15 protein-coding genes are annotated in these 15819 nt (G+C 68.9%); 5 read left to right on the top strand and 10 right to left on the bottom strand.

What is annotated here, in order from left to right:
* Positions 1-6 precede the first annotated feature (6 nt).
* Entirely contained in the window at positions 7-2259 is a 2253-nt protein-coding gene (locus DI276_RS31695) for a helicase-associated domain-containing protein (protein ID WP_112270205.1), read from the top strand.
* 117 nt (positions 2260-2376) lie between these two features.
* Complete coding sequence (locus tag DI276_RS31690; protein ID WP_112270203.1) at positions 2377-3063, top strand: hypothetical protein; 687 nt, start codon at positions 2377-2379, stop codon at positions 3061-3063.
* A gap of 138 nt (positions 3064-3201) precedes the next feature.
* Here the strand turns inward: DI276_RS31690 and DI276_RS31685 are convergent, their stop codons facing one another.
* From DI276_RS31685 to DI276_RS31670, 4 genes are read right to left on the bottom strand one after another with little or no spacing between them, the layout of a single operon-like run.
* Positions 3202-3807, bottom strand: coding sequence for a GTP-binding protein (locus DI276_RS31685; protein WP_030470877.1), 606 nt, complete (start codon positions 3805-3807; stop codon positions 3202-3204).
* A complete protein-coding gene (locus tag DI276_RS31680) occupies positions 3788-4534 on the bottom strand; it encodes a DUF742 domain-containing protein (RefSeq protein ID WP_112270201.1) in 747 nt (248 codons plus the stop codon). The genes DI276_RS31685 and DI276_RS31680 overlap by 20 nt, the downstream gene beginning before the upstream one ends.
* 30 nt (positions 4535-4564) lie before the next feature.
* A complete protein-coding gene (locus DI276_RS31675) occupies positions 4565-4984 on the bottom strand; it encodes a roadblock/LC7 domain-containing protein (protein ID WP_030470879.1) in 420 nt (139 codons plus the stop codon).
* Positions 4981-8307: a sensor histidine kinase gene (locus DI276_RS31670; RefSeq protein ID WP_232837056.1), complete on the bottom strand. Its 3327-nt coding sequence runs from the start codon at positions 8305-8307 to the stop codon at positions 4981-4983. The genes DI276_RS31675 and DI276_RS31670 overlap by 4 nt, the downstream gene beginning before the upstream one ends.
* 484 nt (positions 8308-8791) lie before the next feature.
* On the opposite strand from DI276_RS31670, the gene DI276_RS31665 reads away from it, so the two are divergent.
* Positions 8792-9769, top strand: a complete 978-nt coding sequence (locus DI276_RS31665) for an ABC transporter substrate-binding protein (RefSeq protein ID WP_112270197.1) — start codon at positions 8792-8794, stop codon at positions 9767-9769.
* 67 nt (positions 9770-9836) lie between these two features.
* On the opposite strand, the gene DI276_RS31660 is transcribed toward DI276_RS31665, so the two are convergent.
* The 4 genes from DI276_RS31660 to DI276_RS31645 all read right to left on the bottom strand — a co-directional run bounded on the left by DI276_RS31660 (position 9837) and on the right by DI276_RS31645 (position 12210).
* Positions 9837-10655 (bottom strand): LppU/SCO3897 family protein, encoded by an 819-nt coding sequence (locus DI276_RS31660; protein WP_112270195.1) that lies wholly within the window; start codon positions 10653-10655, stop codon positions 9837-9839.
* Positions 10656-10842: 187 nt separating this feature from the next.
* Entirely contained in the window at positions 10843-11043 is a 201-nt protein-coding gene (locus DI276_RS31655; protein WP_112270193.1) for a hypothetical protein, read from the bottom strand.
* Between the two features lie 52 nt (positions 11044-11095).
* Positions 11096-11575 (bottom strand): LppU/SCO3897 family protein, encoded by a 480-nt coding sequence (locus DI276_RS31650; protein WP_112270191.1) that lies wholly within the window; start codon positions 11573-11575, stop codon positions 11096-11098.
* Positions 11576-11625: 50 nt separating this feature from the next.
* Entirely contained in the window at positions 11626-12210 is a 585-nt protein-coding gene (locus tag DI276_RS31645; RefSeq protein WP_112270189.1) for an LppU/SCO3897 family protein, read from the bottom strand.
* 103 nt (positions 12211-12313) lie between these two features.
* On the opposite strand from DI276_RS31645, the gene DI276_RS31640 reads away from it, so the two are divergent.
* Positions 12314-13954, top strand: coding sequence for a DNA repair helicase XPB (locus tag DI276_RS31640; protein WP_112270187.1), 1641 nt, complete (start codon positions 12314-12316; stop codon positions 13952-13954).
* The gene (locus DI276_RS31635; RefSeq protein WP_112270185.1) at positions 13951-14379 is read left to right on the top strand and encodes a hypothetical protein; all 429 of its coding nucleotides are present in this window, start codon (positions 13951-13953) and stop codon (positions 14377-14379) included. The genes DI276_RS31640 and DI276_RS31635 overlap by 4 nt, the downstream gene beginning before the upstream one ends.
* Here the strand turns inward: DI276_RS31635 and DI276_RS31630 are convergent.
* Together DI276_RS31630 and DI276_RS31625 are read right to left on the bottom strand one after the other, a co-directional pair.
* Positions 14353-15009 (bottom strand): phosphonatase-like hydrolase, encoded by a 657-nt coding sequence (locus DI276_RS31630; protein WP_198681033.1) that lies wholly within the window; start codon positions 15007-15009, stop codon positions 14353-14355. The genes DI276_RS31635 and DI276_RS31630 overlap by 27 nt on opposite strands.
* Positions 15006-15752, bottom strand: coding sequence for a GntR family transcriptional regulator (locus tag DI276_RS31625; RefSeq protein ID WP_112270183.1), 747 nt, complete (start codon positions 15750-15752; stop codon positions 15006-15008). Before DI276_RS31625 ends, DI276_RS31630 begins: the two co-directional genes overlap by 4 nt.
* Between the last annotated feature and the right edge of the window lie 67 nt (positions 15753-15819).

The following is a 15819-nucleotide window of genomic DNA, read 5'->3' as shown; positions in this document are numbered from 1 at the left end:
GTGAGAATGTCCGGCATCACTCTCGCCGACTGGCTGCGCGCCCAGGACGACGCCGCTCTCGTGGCACTGCTGCGCGCGCGTCCTGACCTGGCGACGCCCCCACCTGCCGATATGTCCGTGCTCGCGACACGGGTCGGCACCAGGGCTTCGATCGCGCGCGCCTGCGAGGACCTCGACACGTTCACGCTCGCGGTCCTCGAAGGCCTGGTCGTGCAGGGCGCGGACGCCGAGCCCGTGGCGTTGGCCACACTGGCCGGGGTGCTCGGGGCTGACGTGAAGCCGAAGCCGCTCAAGCAGGCCGTCACGAAGCTGAGGTCTCTCGCGCTCGTGTGGGGCGATGACGACGCGATGTCCGTCCCACCCGTCACGCGCGAGGCGTTCGGCACGTATCCAGGCGGGCTGGGCCGCGCGACCGGGCAGACGTACGACCTCAACGGCATCACCGAGGGCGAGCAGCGGGTCCTGCAGAAACTCGCCGCCGGACCGCCCATCGGCGACACCAAGGACGCCTCCCGGGTCGTACCGCTCGAGAAGGCCGAGACGCCCGTGCAACGTCTCCTCGCGCGCGGTCTGCTGCTGCGGCGCGATCCGGGCACCGTCGAGCTGCCGCGGGAGATCGCACTCCAGTTCCGCGGCGAACGACCACTCGGCCCGATCCAGGTCGCCGAGCCGAAGCCCAAGACCGCGAGCCTCCAGCAGTCGAGCATCGACGCCACGGGCGGCGGCGAGGCGCTGGAGCTCGTCCGGCACGTCGAGAACCTGATCGCGAGCTGGTCGGCCGAGCCGCCGCCGGTGCTGCGGACCGGCGGGCTGGGCGTCCGCGAGCTGCGCAAGGCCGCCAAGGACCTCGACGTCGACGAACGCCGCGCCGCCCTGCTGATCGAGCTCGTGGTCGGCGCCGACCTGGCCGCCAACACCGAGGCCGCCGAACCGGAGTGGGTGCCGACGACCAAGGCCGACGTGTGGCTCGCCGCCACCGCCGAGGTCCGCTGGGCCACCGTCGCGCACGCCTGGCTGGACCTGCCGAGGTTGCCCGCGCTGGTCGGCCGCCGCGACGAGAAGGACAGGCTCTTCACCCCGCTCGCCGACGAGATCCGCCGCGCACAGGCGCCACGGGACCGCCGGTGGGTCCTCGACGCGCTGGCCGCGTTCCCCAAGGGCACGGCGATCGCGAACCCGGCCGACCTGGCCGCGCTGCTCGGCTGGCGGGCACCGCGCCGGGGCGGACGGCAGCGCGACGAGCTGGTGCGCTGGACGATCGAGGAGGGCACCGCGGTCGGCGTGCTCGCCCTCGGCGCGATCACCAGCGCCGGCCGCGTGCTGCTCGACGAGGGCCCCGGTCACGCCGCCAAGTCGCTCGGGGACGCGTTGCCCGCCCCGCTCGACCACGTGCTGGTGCAGGCCGACCTCACCGTCGTCGCGCCCGGCAGGCTCGAACCGGACCTCGCCGACGAGCTGGCCCTCGTCGCGAACGTCGAGTCGGCGGGCAGCGCGACGGTCTACCGGATCAGCGAGACCACCGTCCGGCGCGCGCTCGACGCCGGACGCACCGCTGATGAGCTGCACGAACTCTTCAAGATCCGCTCACGCACGCCGGTGCCGCAGTCGTTGACCTACCTGATCGACGACGCCGCCCGCCGCCACGGCAGGTTGCGCGGCGGCGCGGCGGGCTCGTTCCTGCGGTGCGACGACCCGGTGCTGATCAGCGAGGTCCTCGCGCATCCCGAGGCCGCCCGGCTGGAGCTGCGCCGGATCGCGCCGACGGTGCTGGTGAGCCCGTTGCCGCTGGCAGACGTGCTGGACGGGCTGCGCTCGGCCGGGTTCGCCCCGGCAGCGGAGGGCCCGGACGGCCAAGTCCTCGACCTGCGACCGGGCGGGCGCCGGACCACGCCCAGGCAGCGGACCGCCCGCAAAGTCACGTCACCGACCGTGCCCGCCGACGAGCGGCTGGGTGAACTCGTCCGGCTGGTCCGGGCCGGTGATCGTGCCGCCGCGACACCACGGGGTGAACGCGTCGCGGTCCCCGGCCACCTCGGTGCCGGGCCGTCCGCCACCCTGTCGTTGCTGCAGCAGGCGGCACGGGCGCGACGCAGAGTGCTGGTCGGGTTCGTCGACTCCCACGGCACGGCCGCGCAGCGCGTGGTCGAGCCGCACGTGGTGGGCGGGGGCGTCCTCGAGGGCTACGACCACAGCTACGGAGAGGTGCTGCGGTTCCCTCTTCATCGCATCACGTCCGCCGCATTGGTGGACGAGGGCTGACGTTCGGTCATCCCCCGGACGAACCGGACGTCCACCCTTGCGTGTCTGCGTGGCGACCTAGCGTCGAGTGGCGTGAGCGTTTCACGACGCTCGCTCGACGAAGGAGGAGCAGCGCAAATGGCCATCACCCGGTGGGCGCGTAGAGCGGTCCTCACCGCAACGGCATTGGCGTTCGCCTTGCCGTTCACAACAGGAACAGCTCAGGCCGACCCGATCATCGAGGTTCTCGGGGACAACAACGTCAACGTGACCGTTGGTGCCTACAACAACAACGTGAACTCGATCCCGGTCAGTCTGGGCGCGGGCGCGAGCCTCAACACGGGCAGCGGCATCACTCTCGACCTCGACGAGAACGAGGGCATCCAGCTCGCGGTGGACCTAGGCCACGCGGAGATCTGGGCCGACGCGTCGGTCGGCGTGCCGTTCACGCACATCGGGGTCGAGGCCGCTGCCGCGGCAACGGTCGCCGCACCCTCGGCGCATGTCGCCGTCGCACCACCGCCGGCCGCTGAGCCCGCGATCGCCCCGCCGCCGACACCTCAGGTGGCCGCACCTCCGGCACCTGAGGTCGCCGCACCTCCGACACCACAGGTGGCCGCGCCGCCCGTCGAACCCGAGGAAGAGCCGGTCCTCGAGTCCGCGGTCACGATCACCGACGACACCGCGGGGCTGACCGACCAGACCAAGGGCGACGACGAGGAAGACGACTGCCCGGAAGAAGTGAAGCCGTCCTGCCCGAACATCACTGCGCTGGGCATCCTCAGCGTGTGCCTGCTGCCGAACCTGGTTCAGCTCCACATCTGAGCCGACGGCAAAGCTGATCCGGAGGGAGGCCACCACGACGAGGGCGAACTGAATCAGACCGCAACGAGGCGAGCGCCGCACCCGAAGGTGGCGCTCGCCTCGTCGCACGTTCTGCGGTTGTCCCCCGGTGCGGGGAGGTCAGCCGGCGCGGACGGACATCCACTGGCGCATCGCGTGCTCCACCAGCGTGATGAGCGTCTGCTTCGTCGACTGCCGGTTCCTGGCGTCACACGTCACGATCGGCACGGACTCGTCGATCGTCAACGCCTCGCGGACGTCCTCCAGTCTGTGGTGGAGGAGCCCGTCGAAGCAGTTGACACCCACGACGTACGGCAGCTGCCGGTCGTCGAAGAAGTCGATCGACGCGAACGCGTCGGCCAGACGGCGGGTGTCGACCAGCACGATGGCGCCGATGGCACCCCGCACCAGGTCGTCCCACATGAACCAGAACCGGTGCTGACCCGGCGTACCGAAGAGGTACAGGATCAGGTCGCTGTCGAGCGACACACGGCCGAAGTCCATCGCGACCGTCGTGGTGACCTTGTTGGGCGTGGCGGAGAGGTCGTCCACCCCCGCGCTGGCCTCGGTCATCACCGCCTCGGTGGTCAACGGGACGATCTCGGACACCGAGCCGACGAACGTCGTCTTGCCAACACCAAAGCCACCCGCCACCACGATCTTGGCGGAGGTCGTCGGCTTCCGTGCGCCCTCGGCGCCCTGGGGACTAGAGCCTGCGAAGCCCACTGAGCACCCTCTCCAGGAATTCCATGGAAGGCCGGTCCCCCACGACCAGACCGCCCTGGTGAATCAAAACCAATCCCATGCTTGCCATGTCGCCGATCAACACCCGCACGACGCCAAGAGGCAAGCGTAGGAGTGCCGCGACCTCGGCCACCGACCGCGTGTCCACACACAGCCCGCAGATCGACCTGTGCTCAGGAAGAACTGCGGCATCCCGTTCGAGGCCACGCTCGCTGGTCGAGATCAGCGCCTCGATCGCAAGGTCGTAGTCGGGCCGTGTGCGCCCACCGGTGCGCGTGTACGGCCGCACCAGTGAACCCGAGTCCGCAGAAGAAGTTTCCTCCGGACGCACAGCAGGCTGCGCGCCGGTGGTGTACACCGGCTGCGGCCCGGTGGTGTACGGCAGCTGTTCCGGCACCGCGTCCGGCATCTCGTGCTGGCCGAAGAGGTCCGCACCGGGGCCACCGAACAACCCGGTGCCGTACCCGTCTATGTCGAACCGGTTCGGCACGTCGTCGTACGGATACGACGACGAGTCATCCACCTCACGCTGAGACATATCGCCTAGCCCTTGCCCTGTAACCCGCTCATCGTGGGGTGCGTCCTCGGCTTCCTCTGGTTCTTGGGGAATCGCGTCAGGCTCGTCGAACTGGAACCCACCAGCGGCCCACTCCTGGTAGTTGAAGTTCCTACCGAAGCCCCGGCCTCTAGCGCCAGATCTTCCAGCCATCTCTTCTCACCCCTGAACTTCAAGTGAGGTCTAGCGACGGACCACGCCCTGAAGCTGCGCGCGCAGCTCAGGGGTGAGTTGTTGGCCGACTCTCTCCACCAAAAGCGTCATCTCGTAGGCCACCAGACCGATGTCACAGTTTGGTGCCGCGAGGACGGCGAGACACGAACCGTCACTGATCGACATGAGGAACAGGTAACCCCGCTCCATCTCGACCACGGTCTGGTTGACCCCGCCTGCCTCGAAGCAGCGGGCAGCACCCTGTGTGAGGCTGACCAGTCCGGACGCGACGGCGGAGAGCTGCTCTGCACGGTCCCTGGGCAGGCCCTGGGACCCCGCGAGCAACAGCCCGTCCGCGGACACCACGACGGAATGTGCCACGCCGGGCACCCTCCGCACGAAGTCGGTGATAAGCCAACCAAAGCTGCCTGGCTGCGCTGCGGTCGTCACTCCTGCTCCTCGTTCTGCCGGCTCGACTGGTCACCAGCGTATGCCTCGATCAATGCGTGCCGGCCCTTTCGGACACCACTTTGCAGACTCGACATCCGTCCGCGCACCGCGTCAGCGGAGCGGGGCGGCAGCGGCGGGCGCTGTGCTGTCTGCGTCAGGGACTGCGGCTTCGGCGCCGCAGATCCTGGCACGAGCTGAGCCTTCGGCGTCCGTTTCGGCAATCCTGCCGTTGTCTTCGTCTCCGGCGCCTTGTTCAACAACGCCTGAGCCGCTTGCCATCCCTCATCGGCAGGCGATTGCCAGGCCGACTCGGAAGTGAGTGCCGCCGCTGGAGTCTCCTCCACAACGGGCTCCGGTTCCACAACTCGCTCCTGCTCGGCGGGTGCGGTCACTGCTTCCTCGACCGCAGGCTGCACCTTTGCGCGCGGCTGGCGCACGGGCAGGCCAGCGGCCGACGTGGTGGTGGGTGTCACCGCCGGTACAGGCTTGCGGGTACGGGTCGGGAGCTCCGGCTCCGGCCCGTCCGACAGCGGAGGGGTCGTGGGCGGCTCGTCGATGTAGTCGACCCTGCTCTTCTCACCCTTGTCGACGCTGCCGAGGCCGGACTCCACACGTCCGTTGGCTTCGGCCGGTGCGTCCTGCTCAGCGGCCGCGGGGACCGGCTGAGCGGCGGACGCGGACGTCTCGCTGCCGACCGCCTGGAACCACTGCGACAGGACCGCCTCGTAGATCGGCAGGCGCTCCGTCGGGGCGTCCAGGTCGTGCTCGATCTGCTTGCGCGAGGCTTCCGAGGTGCCGTTGCGGTGTGCCATCCCCAGGTCGAGGCGGCCCTCGTCGACCGAGGCGCGCGAAACGCCGTTGGCCGCGGAGTGCTCGTCCTCGATCGGCGGGATCGGCACGAACTGCGTGGTCTCGTAGCCGGGCTCGAAGGAGATCTCGCCGTCGTCCTCCTGCCGGTCCTCGTAGGCCGTGAAGAGGGTCGGTTCGCCGAAGGAGCCCTCCGGCTCGACCGCCGCCAGCTGGTCGCGCCGCCACCGCTCGGACGGCGTCGAGTCCTCGATCGGCGTCTCGTTGTAGACGGGGATGCCCGTCGCGCCCGCACCGGTGTCGGTGAGTGCGCTCGGGACGAAGCTGACCGGGATGCTCGGGCTCGACTCGTCGATCCTCGGCATGGAGCCGGTGGGCCCGCCGAACGCGCCGGCGATACCGCTCGCCCTGGTCGCCGTCGTGCCGATCTCGGTGGTGTGCTCGGCGGGCGACGGCGCCGGTGCAGGCGACATGCCGAACGCACCCGCGATGCCGCTGCCGGACGGCGGGGTCGAGGGAGCTGCCTGGCCGGGGAACGCGATGAGCGTCTCCGGCACGATCACCAGTGCGGTCGTACCGCCTTCGATGTCCTCGTTGCCGCGCAGGCGGACCTTGATGTCGTGGCGCTTGGCGAGCCGCGCGACCACGTACAGGCCCATTCGGCGGGAGACGGCGACGTCGACGTCCGGCGGGTCGGCCAGACGCTCGTTGGCGTCGAGGATCTCCTGGTCGCCCATGCCCACGCCGCGGTCCTGGATCTCGATCGCCAGCTCGCCCTTGCGGGTCTTGGCCGTGCGAACGGTGACCTTGGTGACCGGGTCGGAGAACGCCGTGGCGTTGTCCAGCAGCTCGGCGATGAGGTGCACGAGGTCGTTGACCGCGCGGCCCTGGACGGTGAGGTCCGGGGTCTGGCCCACCTGCACGCGGGCGTACTGCTCGACCTCGGAGACCGCGGCGCCGAGGACCTCGGCGGCCGGGACGGGCCGGGTCAGGCGCCGCGACAGGTCCGTGCCCGAGAGAACCAGCAGGTTCTCCGAGTTGCGGCGCATGCGGGTCGCGAGGTGGTCCAGCTCGAACAGCGAGGCCAGCTGGTCCGGGTCCTGCTCGTCCTGCTCCAGGCGGTCGATCAGGTTCAGCTGGCGTTCGACCAGCGCCTGCGACCGGCGGGAGAGGTTGACGAACATCGCGTTGACGTTGTCACGCAGGAGGGCCTGCTGGGCGGCCAGTCGCACCGCTTCACCGTGCACCGCGTCGAACGCGCGCGCCACCTGACCGACCTCTTCACGCGTGTGCACCGGCACCGGCTCGACGGCGTTCTTCGCCGCCTCCTCCGGGTTCGGGTCCGCGAGGATGCGCTCGACCGCGTCGGGGAGTCCGTGGTCGGCGACGTCGAGGGCGGTGCGGCGCAGCGTGCGCAGCGGGTTGAGGATCGAGCGGGCGACGAACAGCGCCATCAGCAACGCGAGCGCGAGGACCACGAGCACGATGCCGGACTGGATGTAGGCACTGCGGCGGGCGTCGCCGGCGGCCACGTCCGTCTTGTTCTGCAGCTGCTCGACCAGCAGGTTCTCGACGTCACGGGTCAGGTTGACCGTCAGCGTGGCGGCGATGTCCCACTTCTCGGACGTCAGCTGGGTGAAGTCCTTCTTGCCGGTCGCGGACTGCTGGTTGATCGCCGATTCCTGCATGTCGTTCGCAGTGTCGACGATGAGGCCGGTGACGGTGTCGTCGTAGATCTTGGCCTGTTCCGGCGTCGCGGACTTGCGGAAGTCGTTGCGGGCCGCCTCGAGCTCCGCGTCCGCGGCCTGCAGGGAACGCAGCTGGGACGGCGTGAACGCCTTGCGCTGGAAGACGTCCAGGAGGATCGCTCGCTTGAGCGACTCCTGCTCCTTGATGCGCGCGATGGCGTTCGTGGTCAGGTGCAGTCGCACCAGCTCGGGGTCGTTGATCTCGGAGATCGTCTGTTCACCGAGGCCGATGAGGGTCTCGATGGACTCCGAGTAGGTCCGCTGGACGGCCTCTGCCGGGTACTGCGTGTCGCGCACCGAGTTGCGGAGGCTGTTCAGGCGGTTGAGCTGGTTGAACGCGACCTGGAAGCGCTCGACGGCCTTCGGGTTCAGGTCGGAGCTCAGCTCGGAGATCCTGTTGCTGAACGCCTCGCTGGTGTCGTTGACGCGGCGCAGCTGGCGCTCGAGGACGACGCGGTCGACCTTCTTGTTCGACGCGACGTAGCTGACCGACAGGTCGCGTTCGCGCTGCAACTGCTGCACCAGGTCGGCGACCGCCGTCTCCAGGCGGATCTGGTTCGCGAGGTTGTTGAACTCCGTCGCGTTCTGAAGGTCGGTGCGCACGCGCAGGCCACCCAGGGCGAGCGCACAGACCGTCGGGATGAGCAGCACGGCGAGCAGCTTTGTGCGCAACCTCCAGTTGCGCAGCCGCCATGGCGCGGATCGGGCAGGTCCTGATCCGGGTCCGGTGCCGATGTCGGTCTTCACCACGTCCGGTGTCGCCGTCACGGTGCCGTTACCCAGCGCAGCCAGTCCGTCACCCGATTCGGGCCTTTCGGAGCGTGTGGTGTCACCCACGCCAAACTGGCTGGGACCTCTCTCACGTCGGGCCACTCTGGGCTTCCTCTTCCAGCAGCAGTGTCCCGGTCTCTCCCCAGGACCGAGCATGGACTCGTCAAACGGGCCGAATTGCAGCACAGAGGTTGTTCGCCCGGTGAGGCGCCCTACCCCGTTCTGAAGACACGATCCTCTACTGCGACCTGTGCCACCCGGCGGGGAGCGTAATGGCCACCCCCTCCTCGGGGGAAGTCTCCAGAAGCACTCACCGTATCGAGACGGGGTGTCGTTTCATACGTTCAGGTGGTTAACATCCCCGGTTGTCGGCACGCCGCACGTCCGTCCGAACGCCCAGTTGGGACTGCGGACTGCCTGGTCCGTGGCGACACTCACAGATCAAATCGATGCTACTCAAGGCCTACCGGCGAGAGGTGCCATGGCTACCCGAGCCAAAGCTCTGCGGCTTGCTGCAGTGCTCATCACGTGCGTTCTGACCGCGAGCTGCAGCCTGTTCGGAAGTTCGTCGAACGGCGGCACCGCAGACGTCGAACGCAACGTCCTGCGCATCGGCGTGCTGCCCGTCGTCGACGTGGCCCCGCTGCGCATCGCGCTGACCGAAAAGCTGTTCGAGAAGGCGGGCCTGCAGGTCAACCTGGTCACCCAGCCGAGCGAGGCCGAGGCCATCAAGCAGCTGGACACCACGCTCGACATCACGTGGGCGACCCACGTGAGCCTCTTCCGCTCGGTCGCCGAGGGCACCGAACTGCAGCTGCAGGGCGAGGCCTACCAGGCGGGTCCGAACTCGATGGCGCTGGTCACGGCCGCGTCGTCGGACTACGACGACCCCGGCAAGAAGCAGGCGCCGCGCATCGGCGTGAACAGCGAGACCGACATCGGCGCGCTGACCACGCGTGCCGTGCTGGACACCGCCGCGGTCGAGAAGCAGAAGATCAAGTTCGCCTCGATGCCGTTCGGCGAGATGGAGAACGCGCTGACGGCCGGGCAGATCGACGCGGCGTTCATGATCGAGCCGTTCATCACGAAGGCGCAGCGCAACATCGGTGCGAAGATCCTCACCGACACCGCGCGCGGTCCGACACTGGACTTCCCGATGTCCGGCTACGCGTCGTCCAAGAAGTTCGCTGAGCAGAACCCGAAGACGCTGAAGGTGTTCCGGGACGTGCTGCGCCAGGCCCAGCAGCGCGCGCAGTCCAACAAGCTCGCCGTGCAGGACTCGCTGACCAGCTACGCGGACGTCGACGGGCCGACCGCGGCGCTCGTGTCCGTCGGCACGTTCCCGTTGTCGCTGAACCCGATCCGGCTCCAGCGGGTCGCCGACATGATGGACACCGAGGACGTGCTGTCCGGTCGTCTGGACGTGCAGCAGCTTTTGCCGCCGGGTACGACGAATTAGTTGCAGCTCGACATGAAAAAAGTGAAAGAGGCGGGCCGATTTTCACGGCCCGCCTCTTTCACTTCGCTCACTTGCCTTCGACCGCGGTCACGCAGTAGGTGATTCCGGGCGACGGTTCGGCGTAGGAAACGGCAGTTGCCTCACCGCACTCGGCGGTCGCGGCCTTGACCATCTTCTCGATCTTGAGAATCTTCGTGATGGCGAACTCGTTGGGGGCGGCCGGGCACTCGACGACCTTCATGCCCTCCATGTTGATCTTGACGAGTTCTTCCTTGTAGCACTTGCCCTCTTGGAGCTTCTCGACGAGGCAGAGCTTCATGCCGGAGCCGCGGCGGCCGCTCTCGCTGTACTCGGCGTAGTCCTCGCTCGGGCACGCTTCGGTGGTCGACTTCATGGCCTTGGCGATGAAGTAGTTCGCCTCGGTCGCGCCGCAGTCGACCTTCTTGTACTCGGGCCTGACCGTGGTGCCCGTGACGCTCGCGCAGTCTCCGGGCTTGGCGTCCGGCCCGCTGATGGCGCTGATGCCGCCGCCGATGAGCGCCTTCACCAGGAAGACACCGCCCGCGACCAGCACGAACGCCAGGATCGAGCCGATGATCTTGCCGGCGCCGCTCTTCTTCGGTGGCTGCGCGTACGGCATGGGCTGGCCGGGCGGCATCTGACCGGGAGGCGGGCCGTAGGGGTCACCGGGAGGCGGTCCGTACTGGCCGGGCTGACCCTGCGGCTGGTCGTACGGGTCGGCCGGATAACCCTGCTGCTGCGGCGGCGGGCCGTACTGACCGGGCTGGCCTGGCTGACCGGGCTGCTGACCGTACGGCTGCTGCGGCTGCCCACCGGGAGGCGGGCCGTACGGCCCTGGCTGCTGCGGGTAGTTGGGGGTGGTCACTGGATTCCTCTCCGATGGACTGGCAAAGACGCGAAACCGGAGCCGATGGGACCGACTCCGGTTTCGAAAGCGTGATAGGCCGGACCATTCGCGCGAGCTGCTTACGCCGAACAGCCCACGCCCCCCGACACGGCCGGAGGAGAGGTTGCCACGCGGGCGAGGAATCCGCCGGGGCTTTACGGAAACGTTACGGCCGCTTGGTAGCCGCCCGTTCGCTGGGCGCGACGGAGGCAGCAGAACCGGGCGAATCCGGTTGCTTCGGCGGCTGGAACCGGGCCGCGAACTCGGAGAGGGCGTAGATCGCGACCGCCGCGACGACCAGCGTTGCCCCGTAGGTCAGCACCTGCTTTCCCAGGCTCGTCCTGGGCGCGGCCTCCTCGTTGATCACGCCGCAGAGGTTGCCACGTGGACTCCGCCGAGGAAGGTGCTTTACGCGAAGATCACTGCTTGTCGCCGCGTTCGAGGCAGAAGGTGACGGCGGGTTCCGGGAAGACCGCCGCGCGCGAGTCACCGCACGCCGCGCGGTCGGTCTTGCCGGTGAGCACCTTGGCGACCTTCACCGAGTCCTTGGTGGTGCAGGCGACCTTGGCGATGCCGCTCTGGGGGTTCTGGCCGTAGCAGGAGCCCTCGACGAAGTTCGGCATGAGGCAGAGCGTGGAGTCGCCCGTGTAGGTCGAGTAGTCCATGCCACCGGACGGGCACTTCTGCTCGTTGAACGGCAGGATCTTGGCGATCTTGACGGTCGCCTGTTCCGAGGCGCAGTCGAGCGCCTGGTACTTCGGGTTGTCCTGCGAGCCGGAGATGCGGGCGCAGTCGCCGACCCTGGCCGCCTCGGTCGCGTCGCCGAGCTGGTTCAGCACGAACCCGCCGAGCAGGACGAGCGCGAGAACAACGGCGATACCCAGGCCGACCTTCTTCATGGCCTGGGTATCGGCGTCAGTCGATGATCAACTCAACCGAGTTCACCCGATCAGGAACCTTCGTGCACGCCCATGCAGTAGACCGAGGCCGGCTCGCTGAAGCGCAGCTCGCTGGAGCCCTCCGGGCACGTGGTGCCCTCCTCCGGCAGACCGTCGACCTTCTTCACGATCTTCACCGGCGACTCGGTGGTGCACGCCTCCTTCTTGAAGGCGCCGTCGTCACCGGACGTGTAGCAGTTGCCCTCGGCGAGGTTCGGCATCAGGCACAGCGAGTCGCCACCGGACTTCACCGGCTCGTAGATGCCCTCGTCGGGGCACGGGTCGTCGGAGCTGTTCAGCACCTTGGCGACCCGGTGCGTGGCCTTCGCGTCGCCGCAGCCCTGCGACGAGACGTTCCACTCGCCGTCCGGCTTGTCGACGTCCTTCGGCGCGGCGCTCACGCAGTCGCCGACCTTGGTGCCGTTGAGCGCTGTGAGCGCCCACACACCGCCGCCGACGAGGACCACCGCCAGCACGCCGACGATGACGAACTTCAGCCAGTTGTTCTTCTTGGGCGACTCGTCGGTCTCGGTCTCCTCCGGAGCCGGTGCCACCGTGGCCGGTGGCTCGACGGGATCAGTCGACTCGGTGCTCATGCGCGAGAAAGTACGTCACGTCGTGTTGGCTGGGTGTGTCGCCTCACACTTGCCAGTTGACGCAGGTCGAACGCGTTTGGCGCCGTCAGGGAGACTTGTACCCGTGACCGATGGCCCACTGATCGTCCAGTCGGACAAAACGCTGCTGCTCGAGGTCGACCACCCGCTCGCCGACGACGCGCGCACGTCCATCGCGCCGTTCGCCGAGCTGGAGCGCGCGCCTGAGCACGTGCACACCTATCGCGTGACGCCGCTGGCCCTGTGGAACGCCCGCGCGGCCGGGCACGACGCCGAGCAGGTGGTCGACGCGCTGGTGCGGTTCAGCCGCTACCCGGTGCCGCAGCCGTTGCTGGTGGACGTCGTCGACACGATGAGCCGGTTCGGGCGGCTGGTGCTCACCAACAACCCGGCGCACGGGCTGGTGCTGCACTCGAACGACCGCGCGGTGCTCGAAGAGGTGCTGCGCAACAAGAAGATCGCGCCGATGTTCGGCGCGCGGATCGACGACGACACGGTGATCGTGCACCCGAGCGAGCGCGGGCGGCTCAAGCAGCTGCTGCTCAAGGTCGGCTGGCCGGCCGAGGACCACGCCGGGTACGTCGACGGCGAGGCGCACCCGATCGAGCTCGACGAGAAGGACTGGAAGCTGCGCGACTACCAGCGGCTCGCGGCGCAGGCGTTCTGGGCGGGTGGCAGCGGCGTCGTCGTGCTGCCCTGCGGCGCGGGCAAGACGCTGGTGGGCGCGGCGGCGATGGCCGAGGCGCAGGCGACCACGTTGATCCTGGTCACGAACACCGTGGCCGGGCGGCAGTGGAAGCGGGAGCTGATCGCGCGCACGTCGCTCACCGAAGAGGAGATCGGCGAGTACTCCGGTGAGCGCAAGGAGATCCGGCCGGTCACGATCGCGACCTATCAGGTGATCACCCGCAAGTCGAAGGGCGAGTACAAGCACCTGGAGCTGTTCGACTCGCGCGACTGGGGCCTGATCGTCTACGACGAGGTCCACCTGCTGCCCGCGCCGGTCTTCCGGATGACCGCGGACCTGCAGTCGCGTCGCCGGCTGGGCCTGACCGCGACGCTGGTGCGCGAGGACGGGCAGGAAGGCGACGTCTTCTCGTTGATCGGGCCGAAGCGCTACGACGTGCCGTGGCGCGACATCGAGGCGCAGGGCTGGATCGCTCCCGCCGAGTGCACCGAGGTCCGGGTGACGCTGACGGACAACGAGCGGCTGCAGTACGCCACGGCCGAGCCGGAGGAGCGCTACAAGCTCTGCTCGACCGCGCGGACGAAGATCCCGGTCGTGCGCAGGGTGCTCGACCAGCATCCCGACGAGCCGGCTCTGGTGATCGGTGCTTACCTGGACCAGCTGGACGAGCTGGGCGAGGAGCTGGGGGCGCCGGTGATCAAGGGATCGACGAAGAACAAGGAACGCGAGGAGCTGTTCGACCAGTTCCGCCGCGGCGAGCTGCGCACTCTCGTCGTGTCGAAGGTCGCCAACTTCTCCATCGACCTGCCCGAGGCCTCGGTCGCCGTCCAGGTGTCCGGCACGTTCGGGTCGCGCCAGGAGGAGGCCCAGCGCCTCGGCCGGATCCTGCGGCCGAAGGGCGACGGGCGGCAGGCGCACTTCTACTCGGTCGTCGCGCGGGACACGCTCGACACCGACTACGCGGCCCACCGGCAGCGGTTCCTGGCCGAGCAGGGCTACGCGTACAAGATCGTCGACGCGGACGACCTGGTCGGATGACGTTCTGGTGGATGTGGAACCCGGCCGGGACCGTGCCTGCGCGGCGGTTCCGGTCGGAGGAGTCGCTCGCCAGGTCGGCGCCGGACACGCAGGTGGTCCGGTCGGACGACTTCACGTGTCCTGATCAGCGCCGGCGTGCCACAGCCGTGCGGTCGGACTTCCTGCGCGTGACCGGTGATCCGGTGCAGGTGGCGCTGGTCGAGCAACGGCTGTGGACGCTGCTCGTGACCCTGCGCCGGTCGCAGCCTCTCCGGGACGCGCTGGCGACCGCCGTGCCCAAGGCGGGACGGGCGGCGCTGGTGGCCGAGCCGTCGCGCGAACTGGCCGAGTTCGACCGGCGCTTCGACCAGTTCGCGGCGGCGTTGCAGGTGCTGATCGCGGATCCGTCGCCGGAGCAGCTACGCCACACCGCGGCTTTGGATTAGCTTCGGGATCTCCGCGACGCTGCTCAACAGGTGCGTGTGCCGGGCCGCACCGAGTTCCTCGGCGGTTTGGCTGCCGCTGAGGACCCCGACCACGAAGCCCGCACCCGCGTTCATGCCCGCTTCCAGGTCGCGAACGGTGTCGCCGGCGGTGAGGACGCGACGCACGTCCGTGGCGCCGGTCAGCCCCATCGACTTGAAGATCATGTACGGCGCCGGGCGGCCTGCGGGCACACCGTCCACGGTGACGACCGCGTCCACCACGCCGTCGCGCCACCCCAGGACGTCCAGCAGCCCGTCGACGACAGGCTGGTCGAATCCGGTGGTGAGGGCGACCTTCACCCCGTTGGACCGCAACCACGCCAACGTCTCCGGCACACCGGGCAACGGCTCCGGCGGTGTCTCCGCGTAGAACTTCGCCAGGCGGTCGTGGAAGTCGGCGAACTCGGCGTCCACATCGGAGCGCCCGAGCATCGACGAGATCGCCTCGCGCTTGTCGGCGCCCATCCAGCGGTGGACGTCGGCGGACGAACCTCCGGCCGTCTCAACGGTTTCGGCAAGTGCGCGGTACACCAGCCCGTGCTCCTGCACGGTCGTGCCGGCGATGTCCAGCACGACGAGGTCGACCTTCACGAAGCCCTCCAGTCCCGCAGCAGCGCCGGGTGCGCCTGCTGGGAGTTCTCGATCGAAAAGCTGACCAGGTCCGGGCGGTAGCGGTCGTCGGAGTGCTCGACCGGGCGACCGTCCACACCGGACGCTCGCCGCCGTTCCCGCAGAAGTGGGGCGCCCACAGCGACTTCGAGCAGTTCGCTGTCCGTCTCGTCGGCCGCGACTGCGTCGATCTGGTGCCGGGCGATCGTCATGTCGACGCCCTGCTCCCCCAGGTACTGGTAGAGCGAGCCGCTGTCGCAGTCGAAGTCGAACAGCAGGCGCCCCACGGACTCCACGAACGTCGTGCGCTCCAGCATCGTCGGCCGGCCGTCGATCAGCCGCTGCCGCAACAACTGCACGACCGGTGTGCCCTCGTCCAGCGCCAGCGCGTCGGCGACCTCCGCGGAGGCCGGGCGGCGCGCGATCTCCAGGGTTCGCTGGCCCGGCACGTGTCCGAGGCCCGCGGCCCAGCTGGAGAACGACAGGAACGTCTCGAACGGCTGCGACAGCGTGTGCCTGCGCACCACCGCGGGCTTGCCGCGGCCGCCGCCGATCATGCCCTCCGCCCGCAGCGCCGTGAGAGCCTGCCGGACCGGCGCGCGCGAGGCGTTCCACTCCGCGCACAGCTGCGATTCGGACGGCACGGGATCACCGACGGCCAGCTCACCCGAGGCGATGCGGCGCCGCAGATCGGCCGCAATGCGCTCGTGCAGGGGCATCTCCATGGCTTCAACGATACATGTCATAACAAGTCTGAACACCAAGTGAACACATCAGGACGGCCATTGATTC

Origin of the sequence: Lentzea terrae (assembly GCF_003265345.1) — a bacterium.
GTDB lineage: Bacteria > Actinomycetota > Actinomycetes > Mycobacteriales > Pseudonocardiaceae > Lentzea > Lentzea terrae.
This window is presented reverse-complemented; position numbering and strand designations above follow the sequence as displayed.

What these genes read in the sequence shown, in the direction of transcription:
- DI276_RS31695 (WP_112270205.1), top strand. Translation starts at nt 7, where the DNA reads ATGTCCGGCATCACTCTCGCCGACTGGCTGCGCGCCCAGGACGACGCC.
- DI276_RS31690 (WP_112270203.1), top strand. Translation starts at nt 2,377, where the DNA reads ATGGCCATCACCCGGTGGGCGCGTAGAGCGGTCCTCACCGCAACGGCA.
- DI276_RS31680 (WP_112270201.1), bottom strand. Translation starts at nt 4,534, where the DNA reads ATGGCTGGAAGATCTGGCGCTAGAGGCCGGGGCTTCGGTAGGAACTTC.
- DI276_RS31665 (WP_112270197.1), top strand. Translation starts at nt 8,792, where the DNA reads ATGGCTACCCGAGCCAAAGCTCTGCGGCTTGCTGCAGTGCTCATCACG.
- DI276_RS31650 (WP_112270191.1), bottom strand. Translation starts at nt 11,575, where the DNA reads ATGAAGAAGGTCGGCCTGGGTATCGCCGTTGTTCTCGCGCTCGTCCTG.
- DI276_RS31645 (WP_112270189.1), bottom strand. Translation starts at nt 12,210, where the DNA reads ATGAGCACCGAGTCGACTGATCCCGTCGAGCCACCGGCCACGGTGGCA.
- DI276_RS31635 (WP_112270185.1), top strand. Translation starts at nt 13,951, where the DNA reads ATGACGTTCTGGTGGATGTGGAACCCGGCCGGGACCGTGCCTGCGCGG.
- DI276_RS31625 (WP_112270183.1), bottom strand. Translation starts at nt 15,752, where the DNA reads ATGGAGATGCCCCTGCACGAGCGCATTGCGGCCGATCTGCGGCGCCGC.